This window comes from Dyadobacter diqingensis (genome assembly GCF_024220585.1).
GTDB classification, from domain to species: Bacteria; Bacteroidota; Bacteroidia; order Cytophagales; family Spirosomataceae; genus Dyadobacter; species Dyadobacter diqingensis.
In genome coordinates this window covers 20,130-44,651 of record NZ_JAMXKF010000012.1, presented here as the reverse complement: position 1 = coordinate 44,651, position 24,522 = coordinate 20,130, and the positions used below count along the sequence as shown (strand labels likewise).

Below are 24,522 nucleotides of genomic sequence, written 5' to 3'. Positions count from 1 at the left end.
GTACCTTTGCGGTCTGAAAGTGAATGTAACAGATTGCTATACTCAGCATTATCTCTTTCAAAATGAGATAGTGCTTTTTATTTATTAAAGGATCGGATGGCCCTTTTTTGATATCGTAAGTAATAATACTGTGCTTTATGAAGGATTGAAATAGGAGGTCTGGCACGATTTTCTTTATATCGTTGCTATAAACTATGTCGAACTTAAAATTGTATTATTTTTAGTATAACCCTGATAACTTATGAAAAAAACGCTCTTAGCCGTTGCTATGTTGTTTGTACTGGGCTCGTGTGCAAGCAAGAAAAAAATGACTGCCGCTGTTAACAAGGCAAATGAAATTCAAATCCAGCTTGATAAAGCAAGAGCAGATTTGAACGATTGCGACAGCAGAACTGCAAGTTTGAATAATGACATTAAGCTTAAAAATGATGAGCTTACTGCAAAAAATAACAAACTTAAAGAGTTGGAAGATCAGGTTGACTTCCTAAAGAAAAACAACAACAGTCTTCTTGACCGTATGTCTGATCTTTCGGTGATCAGTAAAGAAGGTTCTGAAAGCATCAAGAAATCTCTTGAAATGATGAACGTGCAAGGTGGCCAGATTCGCGACCTTAACGCAAGCATCCAACGTAAAGATTCTCTTAACATGGCGCTTGTGCTGAACCTGAAACGTTCATTGGCAGATGTTAGTGACGAGGATGTTCAGATTGAAGTGAAGAAAGGTGTGGTTTACGTTTCTCTTTCTGACAAAATGCTTTTCAAATCAGGAAGCTCTGTAATCAATGCACAGGCTGAAACTGTTCTTGCGAAAGTTGCCAAAATTCTGAACGACTACAAAGAAATCGAAATTTTGATCGAAGGTCACACGGATAATGTACCTATCGCTACTGATAAAGTTTCTGATAACTGGGATTTGAGCGTATTGCGTGCTACGTCTGTGGCTCGTACACTTCAAAAGAAATATGGAGTTGAGCCGGTTCGTTTGATCGCTGGTGGCCGTGGAGAATATCTTCCTAAGGTTGCAAACGATTCTCCTGCTAACCGTAGCCTGAACCGTCGTACTGAAATTATCATTACGCCGAAATTGGATCAGTTCTTTAATCTGTATACACCAAACGCAGGTAAATAAGAAAACCGGTTTTGAAAATATGGAAGCCCGTCAGCCAGTCTGACGGGCTTTCTTTGTGTCGATTTTAGATTTTTTGTTCTATTTTGCTATTCTTTTCAATTAATCTTAATCTCAGTTTATGTCCCGGATTTTGTATTTTTCAAAGTGGAATGCTGTTAGAATGATGGCTTTGCTGCTTGTGTTTTCGTCGCGGCTGCTCTTTGCCCAGCCGCTTGTTGATTCATCTCCGGAAAGTGTCGGGATAAGCAGCGACAGGCTTAAAAGAATTGACAAGGTTTTACAGGATTATATTGACAAACAACATATTGCCGGCGCAGTTGCGCTCGTGATCAAAAATGGTAAGATCGTTTATCATAAAGGTATTGGTCTGGACGACGTTGACGCGAAAACGCCTTTGAAAAAGGATGCTATTTTTCGTATCGCGTCACAGACCAAAGCAATCACAAGCACTGCGGTCATGATTCTTTTTGAAGAAGGAAAATTTTTGCTCGACGATCCGGTTTCTAAGTATATCCCGGCTTTCAAAAATCCGCAGATACTCGATAAATTCAATGAGGCAGATTCAAGTTATACGGTGAAACCTGCCAAACGTGAAATTACTGTCCGGGACCTTCTAACCCATACTTCCGGTATCAGTTATGCAGGAATCGGTTCGAAAGAAGCCAAAGCGATTTATGCGAAAAATGATATTCCGAGCGGAATCGGAACGCCTCACTATAAACTTTCGGACGCCATGAACAGGTTAGGTAAAATGCCGCTGATCCATGAGCCGGGTGAAAGATTTACCTACGGTCTGAACACCGATGTGCTGGGTTATCTGGTAGAAGTCTTATCCGGCAAATCGCTGAATGACTTTATGAAAGAACGGATTTTTGAACCACTGGGCATGAAAGATACCTATTTTTATCTGCCTGAAAATAAGTTTAACAGGTTGGCTACATTGTATACACAAGATAAGGAAGGTAAAACGATAAAGTCAGAAAACGGAAAGGGTTTTTCGGGAGAATATCCCAAACAAAACGGCACATTTTATGCTGGCGGCGCTGGGCTTACTTCCACCGCTTATGACTATGCTATCTTTTTGCAAACATTGCTAAACGGTGGGCAATATAACGGAAAGCGCATTCTGAGCCCGGCTGTGGTTCATTTGATGACACGTAATCAGATCGGAGATTTGAATCAGGGAAGGAACAAATTTGGGCTTGGATTTTCTATTGCTTCTGAAAGAGAAGCGGCACGTATTCCTGTTCCGGAAAATGTTTTCGAATGGGGCGGAATTTTCGGGACGACATACTGGGCTGATCCGGAAAACAAAGTTGTCGCTTTGCTGATGACTCAGAAATATCCTAATACGGTTTGGGGTGAGATGCAGGACAAATTTAAAGTCCTGGTCTATCAGTCGATTGGCAATTAAGAATGAGGAATGAAAAATTAAGAATATGCGGGTAGAATAAGGGAAGTCAAGTTTTCAAAACGGAGACGCCCAGTCTTGACTTCCCTGGGCGCTCCGATTTCTGCTGCGGATCTGCTCCGCTAAACTTTCTCACTTAACTCCTTACGTATCTTTTTTTTATCAATTTTTCCAACACTGGTTTTGGGTATTTCTTTTACCAGATGAATCTGATCCGGAACATACCATTTATTGATCTTGCCGGCTTCAACACCCTTTTGTAATTGCGACCGGATAAACTCCGATGTCAGCGATGCCTGAAAATCGGTTTTCGGTACGACCAGTGCGTGCGGACGCTCTCCCCAGCGAACGTCTGGTAAACCTACCACAGCAACCTCGCCGACGCCTTCAATCTGCGATAGCAAATTTTCAATATCCAGAGAAGAAACCCACTCGCCACCGGTTTTGATAACATCCTTCACCCGGTCTGAAATCGTAAGATAATATTGTTCATCAATAGATCCGACGTCTCCCGTATGTAACCAACCGTTACGCCAAAGTTTTTCTGAGTTTTCAGGATCTTTAAAATACCCCTGCGTCATCCACGGGCTTCGGCCAACGATTTCACCGACCGATTTTCCATCGTGCGGCAGAAAATTTCCATCTTCATCAATAATTCGTAATTCTGAAAATGGCGAAACGCGACCGGCTTTGATTCGAAAACTCAGCGCTTCTTCCTGTGAAAGATGCTGTTGCTTTTCATCCAGATAAGCCACGGCTAAAACGGGTGCCGTTTCAGACATGCCATAACCCGCCGAAACTGTAATGCCCATCGCGTTTGCGGCTTTTGCCAAACCAACCGTCAGGGCCGAACCGCCTATCAGAACTTTCCATTTAGACAAATCTGTCTGTTTAGCAGCTTCGCAGTTAATAACCATATTTAAAATAGTTGGTACACAATGCGATAGCGTTACTTTATGTTCTTTCAGCAGGCCAGCCAGCATATCGGGTTCGTATCTGCCAGGATATACCTGCTTGTTATTGAGCATGGTGGCTACGAAGGGAAAACCCCATGCATGGACATGGAACAGCGGCGTAAGCGGCATATAGACATCCTGGTCTGTAAAAGGCAGTGCCCGGTATCCGCAAAAATAAGAGATCAGTCCCATGGTGTGCATAAACAGCTGTCGGTGGGAGAAATAAACTCCCTTGGGTTCGCCGGTGGTACCGGTTGTATAAAAGCTGGTCGCCCATGTATTTTCATCGAAGTCTGGGAATTCGAAAACATCACTTTGCTGAGACAGCAGAGATTCGTATTCACCGGCAATTTCAAATGAAGGTTTAATCACTTCTCCTTTGGAATCAGCATACACCTTGTCGCTGATGATGATATATTTTTTTACAGTCGTAATCTGATCTTTTATTGCTTCGATGATCGGAACGAAATCTTCATGAATGAGTATGATTTGATCCTCCGCGTGATTGATCGTATACAAAATCTGGGCAGGAGAAAGTCTGACGTTGATCGTATGCAGGATAGCACCATAGGAAGGAATCCCAAAAAAACATTCCAGATACCGGTGGCTGTCCCAATCCATCACACCGACCATATCTCCTGGTTTTATCCCCGACGCCGCCAACAGATTTCCGAGTCTGCGTACACGGCGATTAAACTCAAAATAATCCATCCGGAAAAGATTCCGATAAATGATCTCCCGCTGCGGATTGTACTTGAAGGTTTGTGCCAGCAAAGATTTTATCAGTAACGGAGGATCGTATGCAGACGGAGTTCTGGGTATTAATCTGGTTTGAATCATAATTGTGGTACTTTTAAGGCTGTAATTCTGACTCGCTGGTTTATTGGTTCAGGAAAAATAGATTGGGAAACCGGATTTTTGTATGTTGTAAAATCTGGGTTCAGAAATTGTTGATAATTGTAAAAATAAAAGAAAAAACGTAATATTAATTATATCATGAGCGAAAGTATTCCCGATAAGGAGGTTATTGAAAAAGCGCACACCCTTATTACTCCATATATTCACAGAACGCCTATTCTGACCTCACAATTTATAAATCAACTATCAGGAGCAGAGCTGTTTTTCAAATGTGAAAATTTCCAAAAGATTGGAGCATTTAAGGCGAGAGGCGGTTTGAACGCAGTTTTGTCGCTGTCGGAAGAGCAATTGAAAAATGGTGTGACGACACATTCATCGGGCAACCATGCCCAGGCAATATCTTTCGCAGCAGCAAAAGTGGGAGCCAAAGCATACATTGTGATGCCGGATAACTCAGCAAAGGTGAAAGTGCAGGGAGTGGAGAGTTATGGTGCCCAGATTACATTTTGCCCGAATACACCAGAAGATCGCCAGAATGCAGTGGATAAGATCGTCGAAAAAACGGGTGCAGCTTTCGTTCACCCTTTTAACAATTACGCTGTCATTGCCGGACAAGGCACTGCGGCCAAAGAGCTGATTGAAGATGCAGGCGTTAAGCTAGATGTGATCATCGCGCCGGTCGGTGGAGGTGGTCTTTTGAGCGGAACGTCATTGTCTGCACATTATTTCTCGCCCGGAACAGAGGTTTTTGCAGGCGAACCCGAAGGTGCCGCCGACGCGATACTCTCCTTTAAAAGCGGCAAGGTAGAGAAAGCACCTTTTGTAAAAACCATTGCTGATGGCTTACTGACACCACTCGGTCCTAAAAATCTTGAAATAATAAGAAAACATGTAAAGGATATATTGACAGTTTCGGACGAGGAAATTATTGCGGCCATGCGGCTGATGTGGGAGCGGATGAAAATTGTTGTTGAGCCATCCGGCGCGGTGGTATTGGCGGCGGTTTTGAAAAATAAGGAGATATTTCAGGGTAAAAAAATAGGTGTAATTATTTCCGGAGGCAATGTTGATCTGGGGAAATTACCCTTCTGATCCGAAAATTAAAGTTTTAAACAATTAAAAATATTAACGCGGTTATGCAATTCTGATATTATTTCCGTTATAAATGGAATATATTCAATGTGTTTTTACATTTGCATCATCAAACTTTCATTTTAAATTTAAGCATGAGAAAATTAATCGTTTTGTGTCTCGTTGTTTTGCTTGTTGCATGCAAGGATAAGGAAAAGGATGCGCCTGTGGAACCGGATTACGCACCGGCATTTGTGGGAACTTATTCTACTACTACTGTTGACGGTGGTACCACGACGGTTCAGGACTGGGAAATTACCAATACGAACAAAAATGTTTTAGCAATTAATTATACAAAGAGTATCAAGGTGTCGGTATCCGGAACAGTAATTACCGACATTCAGATTAGGAAAATCCAGGAAGCAAAGGTGACTGCGGAGGATAGCTTTACAATTGACGAAGTGGTCGATGTTACACGAACAGGTGGAGACGTTCTCAAACAAAAACTTAGCGGTGTTGTCGCAAAAGTGACGAACACTTCCGGTGTCGTTCAGTTGAATGTTACTTTGAAGTGGGCCAATACCACAACCAGCGGCTCAGGAGAAGATTATCTGGAATTCAAGAAAAAGTAATTTCTGTAAATACATTAAAAAATGCCCGGTGAAACCAGTTTCATCGGGCATTTTTCTTGTGTGAATATTTGTTTTTTTATCCATCTCTTCACAGGCGCCCAATCGTTTCATATATTTTTTTTAAAATAAAATGAAAGTCTAATAAGGGTATGGCGAAATAAACTGACTCAATACTTATAGATTAGCCAAAGAAAATAAATTGTGTGCAGCTTATTATCATACAGATAAGATGACAGGAGTGACCAAAGAGTTAGTGATGCTGTATTTCAAAGATCAGTGCTTGCCCGAAGATGACACTTTGGTTGAGAATTGGCTGAGAAGTGATATCCTGAACACACAACAGGCGATGATCTGGATTGGGGAAGTTGAAGACCAGGACGAAAAACTGTTTATAGAACTTTGCCTGTCGCGAAATGAAGTGTGGCGGACAATGTCAGAAAGGATTCGCCAGGATTTACGAAGTACCAATACAGATCCGGTTAAAAGTTTGCAGGAGTATAAGTCGGGCAGGATTAAGACGCTTGAAGGCTGGTACCGTGTTACAGCGGCCGGTTTTATTTTCGTCGTATTGGCTTTTGCACTTTACTTGTGGAAATATGACAGGCTGATAGAAAATTCAACACGTTATGGTCAGATCAAACATTTGGTGTTGCCTGACAATTCGAAAATTACCCTCAACGGAAATAGTAGTCTGACATATTCCAAATCGTGGAATGACCAGAGAACACGAGAGGTCTGGTTGAAAGGCGAGGCATTTTTTGAGATCACACACTTAAGGAACAACGGCCGGTTTCTGGTTCATTTGTCAAATAACAAAACGGTGGAAGTATTAGGCACCGAGTTCGATATTTCTGAAAGGGGAGACAAAAGTCTTATTTCATTAAAATCCGGGAAAATAAAACTGACATTACCTGAAAAAATCGAGGAAGAGGATATTTATCTTAAACCGGGAGATCTGGTTGAAGTTACCGCGCAGGAAAGCAATACCAATAAGGTTAAGAGATCAAGGGTTAATCCCGAATTGTATTATGGCTGGATTTTGGGGAAATGGATACTGGACGCCACCTCACTGAATGAAATGCTGCAAAAACTTGAAGAGAGTTATGGCGTGGTCGTAAAAGTTGAAAACCAAAAACTTTTGGCACGGGAAGTCTCGGGTTCCATTCCCTTAAAAGAAGGGAACGGAGATATGCTGATCAGCAACATCGCCAATTTATTTGACTTAAAAGTGATCAAAAAAGACAATGTAATATTGCTGGCTGAATAATTAGGCCGGAAAAAAATCTTCGGGAGAGAGTGCTGAATCCGGGCCGCAAACGGAATCATACTGTCAGAATTCCTATCTGTACGCGTTTTTCTATAATGTTTTCTTTGAAACATAAACTGTTTCATACTGAAAAAGGACTGTCCGCTTGTGTGGGCAAATCAATCTTATGTATGTGAAAATCTCTATTCCTTATTTTTCAACTATTCACCTCATGACTACACCTCGGAAGATTTTAATTTATCCACTTTTAGGTCTCATATGTCTGCAGGCACCCGGCCGGGCGCAGACGGTAGCGTCGGTTATCAGTGTCAGGAAGGCGTGGGATGGTAAGGAGGGGCGACAGCCGAATCATGTTCTCTTAAAAGAGTATCTTAAAGAGCTGGAAGTGAAATACAAGGTCTCCATCGCCTACCCGACAGAACTCGTTAAAGATGTCCAGGTTGACGCCAGACTCGTGAATGCAACAAAAAAGGAAATCGCTATTGAAAACAGCCTGGATAAAATATTGAAAGACCTTAAAATTCAGTACAAAAAGTCGAGTGATAATTTTTATATTCTTTACAAAGACAACAACAAAGATGAAGCATCTCTCCGTGCAGTTCCTATCAGTTTAATTTCTAAAACCATCGGCAAGCTCCCTGTCCAGACACCGGCTCAGATGGTTAGCATTTCCGGGAGAGTGACCGAGGTTATCAATGGAGAAGGAATTCCGGGCGTGAATGTGCTTTTGAAAGGGACCAATATCGGGACAGCCACAGCTGCTGACGGAGGTTATAAGGTTGAACTTCCCGCTGCTGAGGGGACGCTGGTGTTTTCGTATATTGGCTTTGTAACGCAGGAAATTCCGGTGGGAAGCCAGGCCGTTATTGACGTGAAGCTGGCAGAGAATGTACACGCACTTTCGGAGGTAGTGGTTACAGCATTGGGTATTGCGCGATCCGAGAAATCGCTTGGTTATTCTGTGCAGAATATCGAAACCAAAGGAATGGACCAGGCACGCGAAACGAATTTTGTCAACGCCTTACAGGGGAAGGTATCAGGTGTGCAGATTACGGGTGCTTCCGGCAATATCGGAGGTTCATCAAGGGTCGTGATCAGAGGTGCAAATTCGGTTTCAGGTAATAACCAGCCGCTGTTTGTTGTTGACGGTACCCCTTTGGACAATTCGAGTCCGAACTCGGTAGACACCCAGAAAGGGAACGGAGGGCGTGATTATGGAAATGCCGCTCAGGATATCAATCCTGATGACATTGAATCTATCTCGATATTGAAAGGGCCGAGCGCTGCCGCGTTGTACGGGTCCAGGGCATCAAACGGGGTTATTCTGGTGACAACCAAAAGTGGTAAAAATGTCAAAGGACTCGGTGTAAGTTTTAATTCAAGCAGCACTTTTGAAAAGGTATATATGCTGCCCAAATATCAGAATGATTACGGCGGGGGATTTAAGCAATCTTTTGATACGTATAAAGGTGAACCGGTAGTTAATTTTTCCGCAGATGAGAGTTGGGGGCCTAAGCTGGATGGCCGGCAGGTGAGGCAATGGGAGAGCTTTTTTCCGGGGGAGAGTTTCGGTAAAACGACACCTTGGATTGCCCATCCCGATAATGTGAAGGATTTTTATGAAACGGGCAAAACATTCAGCAACAGCATTTCATTGATGGGTGGTAACGACAAGGCCGATATGCGGTTGTCCTATACCAACGTGAGCCAGAATGGTACGCTGCCCAACAGTCGTCTCAAAAGAAATACAATTAGTGTGAATGCGAGCGCAAAATTGTCGTCCAAACTGACGGCTTCGATCAAAGCCAATTACGTAAATAATTATGTCCACGGCCGCCCGGTAGCAGGCGACTACGTAGGTACGGGTGCCATGAGCGTGGTTTCCTCATTCAATACCTGGTTTGAACGACAAATTGATTTAAAAGCCCTGAAAAATTATCGCGCTCCAGACGGTTCATTGAGAAACTGGAACCTGTCGGGACCGGAAGATTTGAATGGGTTTTACTGGAATAACCCGTATTTTGAATTGTATGAGAATTACAGTGATGATACACGTGAGCGGGTATTCGGTAATGTTTCGCTGGCCTATGCACCCATTTCGCATCTGACCATTACCGGTTATGCGCGTACTGATTTTTACGATCTGCGAATCTCGGAACGTACTGCGGAAGGGAGCGTCAACGGGAGTATGTATGTAGAGGATAACCGGAAAGTGAAAGAAAATAACTACGAAATTCTGGCGCAATATAATCCCAAACTGGGCGACGATTTTTCACTGACGATCAACGCCGGAGCAAATGCACGCCGCCAGAGCTATTTTCAGAATTACGGACGCACCAATGGCGGTTTGAATGTTCCCAATTTCTTTAACCTCCAGGCGTCCGTGGATCGTCCCGACATTCTTGATTATTCAAGCAAACGTTCGGTGAATAGCGTTTACGGAAGCACGACGATTGGTTTCAGGGATATCGTTTACCTGGATGCTTCGTTGCGCAACGACTGGTCATCCACTTTACCGATCAACAATAACTCCTATCTCTATCCTGCGGTATCATCCAGTTTTGTATTTTCAGAATTGATCCGCTCGCTCGATTTTCTTTCTTTTGGCAAGGTCAGGGCAGGATGGGCGCGGGTTGGAAATGATACGGATCCTTATCGTCTGGGAATTACCTATATGCCAGGCACAGCCTTTGGCAGCAAGCAGATATTTTCCGTGCCCGATGTGTTAAACAATGCCGTCCTGAAACCGGAAAGGACAACTTCCTATGAATTTGGAGGTGATTTACGATTCTTCAAAAATCGTCTGGGGCTTGATGTTACGTATTATAGCGTTGCCACAACGGATCAGATTCTTGATTTGCCGGTATCGGGTACGACAGGTTATGGCTTTGCAATTGTCAATGCGGGGAAAATCAGCAACCATGGAATCGAGCTCTCGTTGACCGGTACTCCTGTTGAACTGCCAAATGGCCTGAAATGGGACGTAACCTTAAACTGGGCACGTAATAAAAACAAAGTTGAGTTTCTGGCCGACGGTCAGGAAAATTATCAGCTGGCCAATGCTTATTCAAATCTTAGCATCAATGCCAGAGTGGGGGAAACTTACGGTGTAATGGTGGGGATGGGATATAAGTTAAACGATAAGGGGCAGAGGCTGGTTGACGAAAATGGCTACTACATTAAGGAAAGCGGCAAGGTGCTCGGAAACACGCTTCCGGCTTTTACGGGAGGTCTTAATAATGCGCTACAATATAAAAACCTGTCGTTCAGTACGCTGATTGATTTCCGGAAAGGAGGAAAAATTTACTCGGTCACCAGCGCCACCGGGGGATATGCAGGTTTGCTTGCCAAAACGGCTGGCCTGAATGATAAGGGTGTTCCGCAGCGTGATCCCGTTAACGCGGGTGGTGGCGTACGTGCAGACGGGGTACTGGAAAGTGGAGAGCCCAACAACACTTACATTGACGCACAGGCTTATTGGAAGGACATGGACATGGTTAACGAGGCTAATATTTTTGATGGTTCTTTTATCAAACTGCGTGAGGTGCGTTTGGGGTATACATTTCCTAAAAGATTGTTTGGCAAGCTACCGATCCAAAAGCTGACTTTGTCATTTGTAGGACGTAATCTGGCTGTGCTGCTTCGGAATACCGACATTTTTGACCCGGAAACAACGCTGGGCTCTGGCAATATTCAGGGGATCGAGTCGGCCCAGTTACCTAGCGCACGTTCGCTCGGATTTAACCTGAACGTTTCCTTCTGATAAAATAATGGGGTCTGGAGAACAAAGTGTTGTCAGGCCCATGATGAACGAGGTTAATAAAACAGAATTGGTGATTCCCATTAATCCTTAACCGAAATGAGATATGCAAAAAATTAAGAATATGATGCCCCGGGTTGTTTGGTTTACCGTTTTTCTGGTGACTTTTGGAAGCTGCACATCCGATTTTGAAGAAATTAACAAAGATCCCAATAATCCCGTTCAGGTTCCGACGGCCTATCTGTTGAGCAGTGCCCAGCAAAACCTGATGAAGGAAATATTCGGGATGGGTACCACAACCGGTAAAGATGTTGGGGGTATGCGTATCATGCAGATGTGGTCTTCAACACTTTATACAGATGAAGACAGATATGTGGACATCGAAAGTGATTTTTATACGATCTATCAGGGAGGACTGGCAGATCTGATTGAATTAATCCGTTTGAATACGGATCAAAGTACTGCTATTGCTGCATCCAAGTCGGGCCCGAATCAGAACCAGATTGCCGTGGCAAGGATCATGAAAGCATGGACGTTTCAGCAGATTACCGATGTTTGGGGTGATGTCCCTTATAGCCAGGCATTGTCCGGACTTAACCACCCGACGCCGGTTTATGATAAACAATCGGTGATTTATGCAGATCTGATCAAAGAACTGGATGAGGCCACTGCGCAAATCGATGTCAGTGCGGGCAATATTGAAGGAGATATTATCTATGACGGCGATATGGCGAGCTGGAAGTTATTTGCCCAGTCGTTGAAGCTGCGGATCGGAATGCGTTTGTCAGAAGTTAATCCTGAACTTTCGGCCAGAACCGTTAAACAAGCAATTTCTTCGGGTGTATTTACCAGCAATGACCACATCGCGGCTTTCAGCTATCAGTCTGCGCAACCTAATTACAGCACCTGGTATCATTACTATTTTGTGGGGACACCAACGCTGGCTGTTGCTACTACGCTCATCGACAGGTTGAAGGAACTGGGTGATCCGCGCATTTCTGCTTATGCGAAAATCCCTGAAAATGGGGGCGATTACAGAGGGATTCCTTATGGCGTGTCCGCTTCAACGGCCGCAAGTATCAACAATAAAAATGTCTCGTTCCCTAGTCTCCGGATTCTTAAGGCCGATGCGGAAATGGTGATCATGTCTTATGCCGAGATCTTGTTTGTCCAGGCAGAAGCTGCGGCAAGAGGTTGGATAAGCGGAGACGCTTCTACGCTTTACAAGGCAGCCATCACGGCATCCATGCAGTATTGGGGGGTGTCTGATGCAAATATAGACGCTTACCTGGCCAAACCTGCCGTGGGTTATAACGTTGCAAACTACCGAAAATCCATTGGGGATCAGAAATGGCTTGCCTTTTACATGCAGGGACTCGAGGCATGGGCTGAGTGGAGACGGCTGGACTTTCCGGCCCTGTTGCCAGCACCGGATGCCGCCAATGGACGAGCAATTCCAAGACGCCGGGGTTATCCACTTCTGGAAATAAGTCTGAACAAAGAGAATTACGCTGCCGCCATCGCAAGCCAGGGACCGGATGTTCTGGAGACCCATGTTTGGTGGGATAAATAATCTGTAAACAACATTTATTGTTAATTAACTCTATTTCTATGTCGAAACCTGGAATGTTTATGCTCGCCCTCAGGACAGCACTGTTATCGGTTTTATTATATAGCTGTCGGCAAGCTCCGCAGGCGCCGGTGGTAAAGGCGGAAATTTTCGATCCGGTTTACACCCATCCGCTGGATGAACTGGATTCCTCGGAGATTAAACTGGTGAAAGAGGTTCTTAAAGAAAAGAAGATTTTTACTAAGGGGCATCTGTTCTCTTTTATAAAATTGCAGGAACCGCCAAAAGCCGAAATATTGGCTTATCAACCGGGACAGCCGTTCAGAAGGGAGGCGCTTGCCAGCGTTTACAATCCTGAAAAAAATGTGCTGACAGAAATAAGACTGGATCTGAAAACGAAGCAGATTATTGCTGTGGATACGATGGAAAACATGCAGCCAGTGGGTTTGTTTACCATGGAGTCGGACTCGGTTACGCTGAGCAAGGTTTTGAAAGGAAGTACGGAATGGGTCGCTGCGCTCAAAGACCGGGGTGTCGTCATTGATTCTGTCACTTACTGGGGAAATCCCGCGGCTGATATGGGCCTTGCCAGTAAAGGTCATCGTGAGCTGATTGTGACAGCGATCTACAAGAACAAAAAGATGAATAATCTGGGTGTGCGCGGGTTGTACGCTTATGTTGATCTGACTGATAAGAAGATACTTAAAATTCTGGATCAGGGTAAAAATTTTACGGGCCCGTTGAACATCAATTATTTTAAACAGGATTCGGCTGTTGCAACCATTGAAAAGCTAAATCCGGTTCAGACGGAGCAGCCTGCCGGTGTTAATTACAAAATCAAAGGCCATGAAATAACCTGGAACAACTGGAAGTTTCGGTATGGTATCAGCGGTCGCGAGGGACTTATCATTTATCAGGTGTCCTACAACGACAAAGGCAAATGGCGGCCGATCATGTATCGCGGATCGATGCCTGAAATGGTCGTGAATTATGGCTCGCCTGATGTTATGATGGCCTCCAATAACTATTTCGATGTGGGTGTATATCGTTTGGCTCAAACCAAGGCCAGGCCAATGACACCAGGCGCAGACGCTCCGACAAATGCTCATTATCTATCAACAGTGATGCATGATGATACCGGGAAAGTAATCCCTTTTGAACGCGCAGCAGCTGTTTATGAAGAATTCAGTGGGCCGTTATGGAGACATGATACCAAAGGGGTTCCATCCACAAACCTGGCCATCAAATATTTTACTACCATCGGAAACTACGATTATGCTTTCAAGTGGGTTTTTAAAGAAGATGGTGTAATTGAGATCATCAACGAACTTAACGGGATTGTGCATATACACGGCGTTAACCGTACCAGCGATGCGGTAGGTATGGGAGAGGGGGACGATAATTTTGAAGGAAGTTATTACGGCACTTTGGTAAACGATCATACCGAGGCGGTCAATCATCAGCATTTTTTTGTGTACCGCTTAGATATGGATGTGGACGGAACGACGAACTCGGTAGCCGAAATGAATACCATGGCCGTGCCGGACGGACCGCACAATCCGTATAAAAATACAATGGTGACCAAAATGACCCACTTTGGAAAAGAAATGGAAGCACAGCGCTCCGCCAATGTTGCAAGCAACAGAAACTGGATGGTTATGAATGGCGGAGTCATGGATAAATGGGGGCATCATTCTTCCTACATGCTGATGCCGGGAGCGGGTGTAAAACCATTTGTCAACGAAGGATCTTCATTGTTAAACCGGGCAGGTTTCCTCAAAAATCATGTCTGGATCACACAACTCGACGAAAAGGAAATTTACCCCGCCGGGGATTATCCGGCCAGTAATTTGGTGAAAGCTGGCTTGCCATCCTGGACTGCAAAAAACAGGGATATTGGTAACAATGATGTGGTGCTATGGTACGTAACGGGTATCACGCACATTGTCAGACCCGAAGAATGGCCGATTATGACACCACATTTCGTAAGATTTTCGTTGATGCCCAATGGATTTTTCTCTCAAAATCCGACGGTTAAAATGCCGCCGCTGAAAGCTGAGCCTGTCGCATTCAGTAAGGGTATTAGCCTTGAAACGGCTGTGGCGCTCAACAAAATACCGGTATGCATTACACCCGGGAAAACATCTAATTAAATCATCACTCCTATACTCCTATGAATAAATTACGCCTTTTTGCCGCAGTACTGACACTTGTGTCGATTACGGTTTTTTTTACGCAGTGTGAAAAGTCCGAGGCTTCCGGAGAGAATTTTACTTCTGATCCAAGATACGCTCATCCGCTTGATCCTTTGGATTCCATCGAAATAAAACTGGTAAAAGAGATTCTGGTTCAAAAGAAGATGTTTGGTAAGGATCGGTATTTTTCTTTTATCAATTTGATTGAACCGCCTAAAGCGGAGGTTCTGGCTTACCAGACAGGAAAAGGGTTCCGTCGCGAAGCTTTGGCGAGTGTTTATGATTTTCCCAAAAACTTATTGTTAGAGATCAAAATCGATCTTAATGGCAAATCAATTCTGAAAATTGACACCATGAAAGGGATGCAGCCGGTTGGTCTTCTGGGTTTTAAAGCGGATTCAATTGCGCTAAGTCAAATTATGCCGGCCAATAAGGAATGGGTTGCCGCGTTGCAAAAAAGAGGTATTCCACTGGACTCTGTTACCTACCGAAGTAATACGGCTGGTGATATGGGGATCGGGCCGAAGGGCAATCGGGAGGAAATTGTTTCCGCGACTTATAAAAATAAAAAATACCGTAGTCTTGGTATCGGAGGACTTGCGGCATACGTAGATCTGACAGAACGGAAGGTGCTTAAAATCGTCGATGATGGCAAAGGTTTTGATGAACCCATCAATATCAATTATTTCAAGGAAGATTCTGCGGTGGCAACGATTGAACCCACAAAGCAGATCAAAATTGAACAGCCGCAAGGCGTAACTTATTCGATTAAGGGACATGAAGTGACCTGGAATAACTGGAAATTTCGATATGGAATCAGCGCGCGGGAAGGTTTGATTATTTATCAGGCTTCTTATCTGGATAAGGGGAAATGGAGATCTGTGATGTACCGTGGTTCTATGCCTGAAATGGTTGTAAATTATGGTTCTCCGGATTTGAAAACGGCTTCTAATAACTTTTTTGATGTGGGAGTTTATCGATTGGGGCAAAGCAAAGCACGTCCGATGATTCCGGGTTCTGACGCCCCGGCCAATTCGACTTTCCTTTCCACAGTCGTGCAGAACGATACCGGAAAAGTGGTGCCTTTTGAACGCGCGGCAGCAGTGTATGAGGAAAGTGACGGTCCGTTGTGGAGGCACAATGAAAAAAGTGTTGCTGCTACAAACCTTGCAGTTAAGTATTTTACGACAATCGGTAATTATGATTATGCTTTCAAATGGGTCTTTAAGCAGGATGGAACCATTGATGTCGTTACAGAACTAAACGGGATCGTGCATATTCGTGGGGTACACAGAACGACGGATCTGGCCGGTTCTAAGGATGAAGCCTTTCAGGGAAGTTATTTTGGGACGCTCGTTAAGGAGCACGTGGAAGCGGTAAATCATCAGCATTTCTTTGTATTTCGCATGGATATGGATGTGGATGGAACCAATAACACGGCGGGAGAAATGAATACAATCGCGCTTCCGTCTGGTGCTTCTAATCCCTACAATAATGCCATGGTAACGCAAATGGTTGATTTTAAAACGGAAAAAGAGGCACAGCGATCCATCAATGCAGGAAGTGCCCGGCATTGGAAATTTATGAATCATGATAAAACCGATGTCTATGGCCACCATTCGTCTTATATGCTGATGCCAAGTGCGGGCATAAAACCGCTAGTAAACGAAAAAGCCTCTTTGATGAGCAGGGCCGGATTTCTTAAAAATCATGTTTGGGTAACACCTTTGAATGAAAAGGAAATCTATCCGGCAGGCGATTATCCGGCCAGTAATATCAAAAATGCCGGGTTGCCAACCTGGACCGACAAAAACCGGGATATCGTCAACAAAGACTTGGTGGTCTGGTATGTTGCCGGTGTAACGCATATTGTTCGTCCTGAGGAATGGCCGATCATGGCACCGCATTATATCAAGTTCTCACTGATGCCTTACGGTTTTTTCAACCAGAACCCGACCGTTAAAATGCCGGATTTGAAAGAAGAAAAAGTGGCGATAAAAACCAAAGCTGCCAAATCCACGGAGCTTGCCATGAATAGCTCTATACCGGTTTGCGTCACTCCGGCGGCAACGGCGAGGAATAAAAATTAAGTTAGGTTCACATACTTTTCCGGATTTAGCAGCAAAAAGGGGAGGCGTTTCGTCTCTTCTTTTTTGTTGCTATTAATTCGGAAATTTTAAATTGTATAATGCTAATAATCTGCATAGTTGATGGAAAATAAAATAAAACTATTGTTTAGTTTCTTTATATCTATTGATTATATTTATACGTGTCAATAATGCCGAATAATATTTTGAATATTCTTTTATTACGCCGGTAAAAAATATGAAAAAACCAATACTTTCCGACCAAGAACTGTTAATGCTTCTTTCAGAAGGCAGTGGGGAAGCGTTCGAAATATTATTTGATCATTATTACAGTACCCTGGTTCGTGTGCTGATGCGTTACTCCAAAGATGCTGAGCAGATCAAAGACTGGATTCAGGAAGTGTATGTTAAACTTTGGGAAAACCGCGAACAGATCAAGGCGAACGAGATTGAAAATTTCACTGGGTATCTTATCGTGAGTGCCCGAAATCATGCGATCCGTGCTTTGGGTAAGAAAAAACAATTACATCTCATTCTCAATGATCAGATGTCGGATTATGAAGTTGCTGACAATAATCTGGCAGAGAATTTGGATCAGGCTGAGCTACTTGAAGCCTATCATGTTGCGCTTTCAAAAATGCCTCCCAGAACACAGGAAGCTTATTTTTTAAATCGTGAAAAGGGACTGACTTATAGTAGAGTGGCTGAGGAATTGGGCACTTCTATCAAAACCGTCGAAGCTCAGATTTCCCGCGCTATGGCAATATTACGCAGGGAACTGGTCGTTTTTTTACGCTGAGATTTTCCTTCTTTCCTAAATTTTCCTTACTTTACGTATATCGCTGATAGTACATTTTTTGCGTGACAGAACTCAACTGTTAGCGGGGCAATTCCCATCAACGCAAGCCTTTGTGACCGACCTAATCCAAAGTTTCGTTTAATATTTCTTCAAAAAAGCCAGACTGTAAAGTCTGGCTATGAGCGATGGGGTTAAATAGAAATTGTCTGGGGATTATGTTTGCGATGTTGAAATAGCTGTGTTAATATTTACTTCCAGTCAGGTTTAAGAACAACCAAAAGGAGCAGCATCAGGCCGGTTAAAAATAACGGAACTGCCGGTACCCCAACCAGTATGTTAGCGATAAGCTGCTGGTCGTGGTTTCTCAAATACCAGGAAAGCCCGACGATCGCTGCCAACGCAAATCCTGCCAGGTTCGCCATGTCATTATGCCCGGTGGAGTATTCCAGCGTGAAAGCATCGTAAACTGCATTGCCGATGACAAGCAGGATGGCGATACAGTTAATGGTTACAGCAATTATGTAAAATATCATTGTCAGCGTTGCAGTATCCTGCTGATATAAAGGTTGATATCTGATTTTGATACGAATTTTGCAGGTTGTTATTGCTTTCCCAAAAATGATGAACAAACGGTTGCACGAAATAGCGAACGGTTAGCATGGTCGTGGTTAATTACGGATATTGCAGGCGAATTTCAATGGTTTGATTCAAGATCGGGAACGACCTGATTTCCAGCCAGCCGGTTTGGAAATTCAAATGATGGCATTTGATAATGATGGTACTATTTAGGTAATTGTATAATAATATTTTGATTCTATCAGATTGGTTTTCTTTGATCCCAGCGTTTAAATTGTTCAAAGAACGGGTATTAAAAGGCAGGTTTTATCAACTCAACAATATGTATCGGAAGATTTTTACAATTGTATTGTTTTGTTTTTTACCGTTATTTTTACCGGCGCAGACCATATTTCAAAATCTCAGATGGCAGGATGGGCTAAGCGCCAAGCAAGTCAGGGCACTTTATAAGGACAGCGACGGTTTTTTGTGGATTGGCACGACAAACGGACTCAACCGTTATGACGGCGCGGTAATCCAGCAATACAAGAGTGGCAACGGTATCAAGAATCCTTACATTAATGCCATCCAGCCTTTTAACGGAGACGATACGCTGCTAATCGGCACCCGGAAAGGTGTTTTGTTATTTAGTAAACGGACGGGACGTTTTTCAACAGACCATCGCTTTGACAGTTTAAAGGAAGACGTGGTCGCCTCAATCCAGAAGGATAACAGGGACAGGATCTGGATTGGGACAAGATTGGGGACTTCATCGAAAATTTATATTTATACCTCGGGGAAAATATTTCCGGTCACCGCCCTTTTTCCTGAGGCCAAGATCCTTGATAAAGAAGACTATGCCCTGTCGGCGATGGTTTGGGATACCGCAAGGACCGGATTTTGGATTGCCGCCACGAAGCCATTTTTTATCGATTTTAAGACCGGAGGGGTTTATAATAAAGAAAATAACCCGCTGCATCTACCGATTCTTAAATCTGGTAACGTACATGCCCTTGCGGTGGATCGCCATGGAAATGTCTGGTACGGTTGTGACGATGATCCGTCGCTTAATTTTTGGGATTGGCGGAAAAATACAATTCAGAAATATCTGGAACTGGCCGGGATTGTTATCAACGATGGTTGTAACAGATTGTTCATTGATAGTAAAGACCGGTTATGGATTTCGACCTGGCTTTTCTCAGCATTTATAAAAGAACCGGGCAAACCGATTAAAAAGATCCCCTACAGCCAGAACGAAACCTACACCATTGGTTACGGTCATTTTCGGGATGTGATTGAGGATGAGGAAAACAACGTCTGGATCGGCACCATCAATGGTGTCAGTAAGAGCCAGGCGCAATATCCGCTTCTGTCTATTTATCAGCTGCCAAGTTTCAGATTTTTCCTTGAGACGGGTTTTGCGCAGGCCAATCATATCAGTGTCGACGGCGATATTATCATGGCAAGCAAGGAAGAAGGGGTGGTGGTCTACAATATGGCTGATGGAAATTACAGACGATACATTGTACCGGGTTTGCGGCGAAACAGATTTATGATGTCAGCCAAATATAAGGATACCTGGTGGTTTGCGGGAGAAAATGGCTTGTACTCTTTGAAGAAAGGCGGGGCTTCGCTGGAACGGCTGAATTTGGGCAAAGGCGATCTGGCGGATAAATTCGTGAATTTTGTTTTTGTCGATCATAAGGGCAAAATATGGTTTCATGTCATGCAGGATGCCATTTACCGCTATGACCCGGAGACAAAAAAGATCGACCGATATGATGGTAAGGACAATTCCCGTGGTTTGTTTACCTATAACAACTTCCAGAGTTTCTTGCAGCTCCGGGATAACACCATTTACTTTTCAATGAATGGAACCGGCCTGTTGAAATTTGACTATGCCACCGAGCGGTTTTCAATTCTACCGGTGTTTAATCCGCATGAGTTTTATGTTAGTAAACTGGTTGAAGATCAGGGTGGTAACATATGGGCTGCCCCTGCGGGTCGCGGCATTTTGAAAATGAACAAAAAGGGTGCTGTAATCGATAGTGTTGACACCAGCAACGGACTTTTTTATGACCACATTTCCAGTATTGGTATCGATGCGCGTGGTGCCGTTTGGGCTGCCAGCAGGGAGGGGCTTATGTTTTTTAATCCGAATACCAGGGCAGTTACGAAAGTGGAAATTGATCTTGGCAAAACTTTACAGGATTACTGGAACAATCTGACCATTGCGAACGGGAAAGTGTACGCCGTTATGCTGGATCATATCGTGGTTATCGACCCTTTCCGGTTTGCAGGAATGCCCGTGAAAAAGCCGCCGCATCTTACCTCTGTCAAAATTTTCGGGGAAGAAAAATCAGACTTTGAAAACAATGGTTTTCTTGAAGTTGAGCCCAATCAGGATTATCTGACTTTTCAGTACGCATCTCTAAGTCACCGTGATATTCCTTCGCTGCAATACAGTTTTCAGCTCGAAGGTATTGATAAAGATTGGGTTAATGCGGGACGCGGGATTACAGCTTCTTATACCAATCTTTTACCTGGTACCTACATTTTCAAAGTGAGGAGTACAGATGAAAACGGGAAATGGATGAAAGACATCACCGTGCTCAACGTCCTCGTAAAACCGCATTGGTGGCAAAGCTGGTGGTTCTATTTTGTTTGCTTTTTAACTGCTCTGGTGCTTTTGTTTCTGGTATATAAAAACTTGCAGGTCAGAAAACAGAGAAGAAATATTGAAAAAACGATCGATTATTTTGCCAATTCGGTATATGGCGAAAACTCGGTGAATGAAATTTGCTGGGATATTGCCCGTAACTGTATCTCTCAGTTAAGGTTTGAGGATTGTGTGGTGTATTTGCTGGATACAGAAAAAAACAGGCTGGTACAAAAAGCTGCCTATGGTCCTAAAAACCCAAAAGGGCATGAAATTATCAACCCCATTGAAATAGAGGTAGGGAAAGGAATTGTGGGGACAGCTGCTTCCGTTGGCAAGCCACTCATTATTGGTGACACCAGAAAAGACGACAGGTATATTGTTGACGACGAAGTCAGGCGGTCAGAGATAGCAGTTCCGATCCTGCACGACGGCAGGGTGATCGGGGTTATCGACTCGGAACATAGCCGTAAGTATTTTTTTACGGAAGATCACGCCAAAGCCCTGACGACTATTGCTTCCATAAGTGCCAATAAAATCGCCGAAGCCATTGCCGAAGGACAGGCGCAGGAAAAGGAAATTATGCTGCTTGAAATCAATAAAATGCTGGCAGAAAGTCAACTGATGGCTTTGCGGGCCCAGATGAACCCGCATTTTGTTTTCAACTGTCTGAACAGTATTCAGGAATGTATCGTCACGGAGAAGTACGGAGAGGCGAGCAAATATCTGAACAAATTCTCGAAACTTTTCAGGATGGTGCTTAATAACTCGGGCCGAAATCTGGTGACGGTAGAGGAGGAGCGGGAGGTGTTGGAATTGTACCTGGAATTGGAGCAGATGCGTTTCGAACAGAGTTTTTCCTACATCATCATGATGGATGATGAATTGGAGGAGGATCAGATCTGTCTGCCTTCCATGCTGGTGCAGCCATACGTAGAAAATGCCTTGTGGCACGGCTTGATGCATAAAAACGGTGAGCGGGAACTGATCATAGAGTTCCGCAAGATTGATGAAGAAGTATTTCTGTGCCGCATCGAAGATAACGGCATAGGCAGGCGGAAATCCTTTGAACTGAGAGAGCAAAACAGCAAGTCCAAACGGCATGAATCGAAGGGGCTGCGGATTTCCAAAGACCGGATTGATCTGTTGCAAAGGCAGGGAAATCACGCGAGTTTGAAAATTACAGACAAATACGACGCCTACGGCATGGCCACCGGAACACTGATTGAAATCGAATTATCAACTTATTTGAAAAACCTATAAATCGACAGTTATGATAAAGGCTCTGATCATTGATGATGAGTTAAAGGCACGAAATGTGCTGAATCATTATATTGTGAATTTCATTCCGGAAATAACAGAGGTACAGCAGGCCGATTCGGTTGATGGTGCGTTGGATTTACTTAAAACGTATCAGCCGGGAATCGTTTTTCTTGACGTGGAAATGCCTCACAAAAATGGTTTTGATTTTCTGCTATCCTTAAAAGAACCGACATTTGAAATCATTTTTACAACGGCCTATAATCAATATGCGATTCAGGCGATCAGGTTCAGTGCGCTGGATTATCTGCTCAAACCGGTGGATCCTGACGAATTGAAATCTGCTATTGTGCGATATCTGGACAAACAAAAACCGGCAAAACAGAAGAAAGAGCTGTTTGATAATCTGGTTCAGAATATCGGGAAAAAGGAAGTGAAAGATTTTCGTTTGGCCGTTCCATCAAGTCAGGGCGTGTTTTTCTTCACGCTGGACGAAATACTGAGGCTGGAAGCAGACCGTAATTATACCGTGATTCACCTTGTTGGCAAACGTCCTTTTGTGGCGAGTAAAACTTTGAAACATTTTGAAGAAATGCTGGATGAATTCAACTTTATCCGAACCCATAAATCACACCTCGTCAACTCAACGCATATTGTCAGATTGAGCAGTAATCATGAGTCGGTGTTATTGTCTGACGGCGCAAGGATTGAAATTTCGCGGAGGAAGAAGGATGAGGTTCAGCAACAGCTGAGTTTCCGCTGATTTTACCATTTGCTTGTTTAGCCTAGCCGTTAAATTACTTTTATTGAAGCTCCGATAGTCCGTTTGTTTCTTTGTGTTGTCAAAGCAAATATTATGGAATTAATAGTCATACAGATCGTGGGCATACTGGAAGGGGCAATCATTGTGGTGATGTTCTTTGCAGGCTGGAAGCTTCTCAAAATGTTGGGGAAGCCGAAGAGAATGACGGTGCAGGAAATAGAAAAAAATGGAGTGTTGGCCGAAGCAATTGTACTGAATGCAAATGAGACGGGCTTATACATTAACAATCTCCCACAGATCAAGTTACAGATGCAGGTTCAGCCCGACAAAGGGAGGAATTTTGTAGCAGAAGTTCAGCAGGTTATTCCGGATACGGGAAAAGAGCCATTACATTCAGGAAGTAGGATCATGGTGAAATTTGACCCGGGCAATCGCAAGGAGGTGATTGTATTAAGGGCGATAACATAGAAATAATTTATACCGAAAAGTAATATTTTGTACTCCGGTCTATGATTTTTTCGCATAAAAGTCCGATCTTCGATCCGTTCCAAGGAAACGTTGTGAATCTTAACTTTATCAAATGACCAGTAATCCGTTTACCAAACTCTCAATAATTATTCCCGCTTACAATGAAGCAAGAACAGTTCATTTAATTCTCAATAAAATAAAGGACGTTGAGCTGAGCCATAATATTGAAAAAGAGGTCATCATTGTAAACGATTTTTCAACCGATGGTACCGAAGAGGCGATTCTGAATTACAAAGCCAACAATCCCGAACTGAATATCCGTTATCTGAAGCACGAGGTAAACAAGGGCAAGGGAGCCGCTTTGCATACAGGGATCAAACATGCCTCGGGAGAATATCTGATTATTCAGGATGCCGATCTTGAATACGATCCGGAAGAATACAATATTTTAATACAGCCGATCTGGGATGGCCATGCGGACGTCGTTTTCGGATCCCGTTTTATCGGAGGAAAACCACACCGTATTCTGTTTTTCTGGCATACCATTGGTAATAAGTTTGTCCTCACGTTCCTGTCGAATATGGCAACGAACCTGAACCTTACGGACATGGAGACTTGTTACAAACTTTTCAAAACGGATACCATCCAACAGCTTAACCTGACCGAAACCAGATTTGGTTTTGAACCTGAAGTAACAGCTAAAATCGCCAGAGTACCGGGTTTGAGAATCTACGAAGTTGGTATTTCTTACTACGGGCGGACTTATGCCGAAGGAAAAAAAATCAACTGGAAAGACGGAGTTCGGGCAATTTATTGTATTTTTAAATACGGCTTTTTCAACGCGAAATAGTTTTATTTAAAATTCAGGATAAAAATTACAGGATGGAATTTGAAGAATATCTCAAAGGGAAGAAAATAGATTCTGATGCTTTTCAAAAGGCAGATCATGGAAGATATGCAGAGTGGGAGGATATTTTTAAGACAATGCATCCGGAAAGTTTTACTGCACAAAAGAAATTTCTTATCAATAACATCAGAAGAAGATATCACCTGAACGATCAGGCGATATCTTCCTGATCCTT

At 43.5% G+C, this 24,522-nt stretch carries 17 protein-coding genes; 15 read left to right on the top strand and 2 right to left on the bottom strand.

Translation table 11 applies throughout. The features are described 5' to 3' along the window. The first annotated feature begins 241 nt into the window (after window positions 1–241). Both M1L62_RS25700 and M1L62_RS25695 read left to right on the top strand, forming a co-directional pair. Window positions 242–1,129, top strand: coding sequence for an OmpA family protein (locus tag M1L62_RS25700; RefSeq protein WP_254562519.1), 888 nt, complete (start codon window positions 242–244; stop codon window positions 1,127–1,129). Window positions 1,130–1,247: 118 nt separating this feature from the next. Then, entirely contained in the window at window positions 1,248–2,543 is a 1,296-nt protein-coding gene (locus M1L62_RS25695) for a serine hydrolase domain-containing protein (protein WP_254562518.1), read from the top strand. 119 nt (window positions 2,544–2,662) lie between these two features. On the opposite strand, the gene M1L62_RS25690 is transcribed toward M1L62_RS25695, so the two are convergent. Beyond that, window positions 2,663–4,336: a fatty acid--CoA ligase gene (locus M1L62_RS25690; protein WP_254562517.1), complete on the bottom strand. Its 1,674-nt coding sequence runs from the start codon at window positions 4,334–4,336 to the stop codon at window positions 2,663–2,665. A gap of 156 nt (window positions 4,337–4,492) precedes the next feature. Between M1L62_RS25690 and M1L62_RS25685 the strand changes: the two genes are divergently transcribed. The 8 genes from M1L62_RS25685 (at window position 4,493) to M1L62_RS25650 (ending at window position 17,735) form a co-directional block, all read left to right on the top strand. Beyond that, window positions 4,493–5,446 carry a threonine ammonia-lyase gene (locus tag M1L62_RS25685; protein WP_254562516.1) on the top strand — a complete coding sequence of 318 codons (954 nt, stop codon included), beginning with the start codon at window positions 4,493–4,495 and terminating at the stop codon, window positions 5,444–5,446. A gap of 134 nt (window positions 5,447–5,580) precedes the next feature. Beyond that, window positions 5,581–6,057 (top strand): hypothetical protein, encoded by a 477-nt coding sequence (locus M1L62_RS25680; RefSeq protein WP_254562515.1) that lies wholly within the window; start codon window positions 5,581–5,583, stop codon window positions 6,055–6,057. Window positions 6,058–6,286: 229 nt separating this feature from the next. Beyond that, window positions 6,287–7,324: a FecR family protein gene (locus tag M1L62_RS25675; protein WP_254562514.1), complete on the top strand. Its 1,038-nt coding sequence runs from the start codon at window positions 6,287–6,289 to the stop codon at window positions 7,322–7,324. Window positions 7,325–7,535: 211 nt separating this feature from the next. Beyond that, window positions 7,536–11,087: a SusC/RagA family TonB-linked outer membrane protein gene (locus M1L62_RS25670; RefSeq protein ID WP_254562513.1), complete on the top strand. Its 3,552-nt coding sequence runs from the start codon at window positions 7,536–7,538 to the stop codon at window positions 11,085–11,087. Window positions 11,088–11,190: 103 nt separating this feature from the next. Next, on the top strand, window positions 11,191–12,657 hold the full coding sequence (locus M1L62_RS25665) for a SusD/RagB family nutrient-binding outer membrane lipoprotein (protein WP_254562512.1): 1,467 nt from the start codon (window positions 11,191–11,193) through the stop codon (window positions 12,655–12,657). Window positions 12,658–12,695: 38 nt separating this feature from the next. Continuing rightward, on the top strand, window positions 12,696–14,807 hold the full coding sequence (locus M1L62_RS25660) for a copper amine oxidase (RefSeq protein ID WP_254562511.1): 2,112 nt from the start codon (window positions 12,696–12,698) through the stop codon (window positions 14,805–14,807). A 20-nt stretch (window positions 14,808–14,827) separates the two neighbouring features. After that, window positions 14,828–16,939, top strand: a complete 2,112-nt coding sequence (locus M1L62_RS25655) for a copper amine oxidase (protein ID WP_254562510.1) — start codon at window positions 14,828–14,830, stop codon at window positions 16,937–16,939. Window positions 16,940–17,174: 235 nt separating this feature from the next. Next, window positions 17,175–17,735, top strand: coding sequence for an RNA polymerase sigma factor (locus tag M1L62_RS25650; RefSeq protein WP_254562509.1), 561 nt, complete (start codon window positions 17,175–17,177; stop codon window positions 17,733–17,735). A 248-nt stretch (window positions 17,736–17,983) separates the two neighbouring features. Here M1L62_RS25650 and M1L62_RS25645 read toward each other — a convergent pair whose 3' ends face one another. After that, on the bottom strand, window positions 17,984–18,268 hold the full coding sequence (locus tag M1L62_RS25645) for a hypothetical protein (protein WP_254562508.1): 285 nt from the start codon (window positions 18,266–18,268) through the stop codon (window positions 17,984–17,986). A gap of 365 nt (window positions 18,269–18,633) precedes the next feature. Here M1L62_RS25645 and M1L62_RS25640 point away from each other — a divergent pair, with 365 nt between their 5' ends. From M1L62_RS25640 to M1L62_RS25620, 5 genes are all read left to right on the top strand, one after another. After that, window positions 18,634–22,212 (top strand): sensor histidine kinase, encoded by a 3,579-nt coding sequence (locus M1L62_RS25640; RefSeq protein WP_254562507.1) that lies wholly within the window; start codon window positions 18,634–18,636, stop codon window positions 22,210–22,212. A gap of 10 nt (window positions 22,213–22,222) precedes the next feature. Further along, window positions 22,223–22,972: a LytR/AlgR family response regulator transcription factor gene (locus M1L62_RS25635; RefSeq protein ID WP_254562506.1), complete on the top strand. Its 750-nt coding sequence runs from the start codon at window positions 22,223–22,225 to the stop codon at window positions 22,970–22,972. A 93-nt stretch (window positions 22,973–23,065) separates the two neighbouring features. After that, window positions 23,066–23,440 (top strand): hypothetical protein, encoded by a 375-nt coding sequence (locus tag M1L62_RS25630; RefSeq protein WP_254562505.1) that lies wholly within the window; start codon window positions 23,066–23,068, stop codon window positions 23,438–23,440. 112 nt (window positions 23,441–23,552) lie between these two features. Next, entirely contained in the window at window positions 23,553–24,290 is a 738-nt protein-coding gene (locus M1L62_RS25625) for a glycosyltransferase family 2 protein (RefSeq protein ID WP_254562504.1), read from the top strand. Between the two features lie 32 nt (window positions 24,291–24,322). Next, the gene (locus M1L62_RS25620; protein ID WP_254562503.1) at window positions 24,323–24,517 is read left to right on the top strand and encodes a hypothetical protein; all 195 of its coding nucleotides are present in this window, start codon (window positions 24,323–24,325) and stop codon (window positions 24,515–24,517) included. The last annotated feature ends 5 nt before the right edge of the window (window positions 24,518–24,522 follow it).

Coding starts and splice junctions, on each gene's coding strand:
- M1L62_RS25690 (WP_254562517.1), bottom strand. CDS start 4,336: ATGATTCAAACCAGATTAATACCCAGAACTCCGTCTGCATACGATCCT.
- M1L62_RS25655 (WP_254562510.1), top strand. CDS start 14,828: ATGAATAAATTACGCCTTTTTGCCGCAGTACTGACACTTGTGTCGATT.
- M1L62_RS25700 (WP_254562519.1), top strand. CDS start 242: ATGAAAAAAACGCTCTTAGCCGTTGCTATGTTGTTTGTACTGGGCTCG.
- M1L62_RS25635 (WP_254562506.1), top strand. CDS start 22,223: ATGATAAAGGCTCTGATCATTGATGATGAGTTAAAGGCACGAAATGTG.
- M1L62_RS25645 (WP_254562508.1), bottom strand. CDS start 18,268: ATGATATTTTACATAATTGCTGTAACCATTAACTGTATCGCCATCCTG.
- M1L62_RS25625 (WP_254562504.1), top strand. CDS start 23,553: ATGACCAGTAATCCGTTTACCAAACTCTCAATAATTATTCCCGCTTAC.
- M1L62_RS25670 (WP_254562513.1), top strand. CDS start 7,536: ATGACTACACCTCGGAAGATTTTAATTTATCCACTTTTAGGTCTCATA.
- M1L62_RS25620 (WP_254562503.1), top strand. CDS start 24,323: ATGGAATTTGAAGAATATCTCAAAGGGAAGAAAATAGATTCTGATGCT.
- M1L62_RS25665 (WP_254562512.1), top strand. CDS start 11,191: ATGCAAAAAATTAAGAATATGATGCCCCGGGTTGTTTGGTTTACCGTT.
- M1L62_RS25660 (WP_254562511.1), top strand. CDS start 12,696: ATGTCGAAACCTGGAATGTTTATGCTCGCCCTCAGGACAGCACTGTTA.
- M1L62_RS25650 (WP_254562509.1), top strand. CDS start 17,175: ATGAAAAAACCAATACTTTCCGACCAAGAACTGTTAATGCTTCTTTCA.
- M1L62_RS25640 (WP_254562507.1), top strand. CDS start 18,634: ATGTATCGGAAGATTTTTACAATTGTATTGTTTTGTTTTTTACCGTTA.
- M1L62_RS25680 (WP_254562515.1), top strand. CDS start 5,581: ATGAGAAAATTAATCGTTTTGTGTCTCGTTGTTTTGCTTGTTGCATGC.
- M1L62_RS25685 (WP_254562516.1), top strand. CDS start 4,493: ATGAGCGAAAGTATTCCCGATAAGGAGGTTATTGAAAAAGCGCACACC.
- M1L62_RS25630 (WP_254562505.1), top strand. CDS start 23,066: ATGGAATTAATAGTCATACAGATCGTGGGCATACTGGAAGGGGCAATC.
- M1L62_RS25695 (WP_254562518.1), top strand. CDS start 1,248: ATGTCCCGGATTTTGTATTTTTCAAAGTGGAATGCTGTTAGAATGATG.
- M1L62_RS25675 (WP_254562514.1), top strand. CDS start 6,287: ATGACAGGAGTGACCAAAGAGTTAGTGATGCTGTATTTCAAAGATCAG.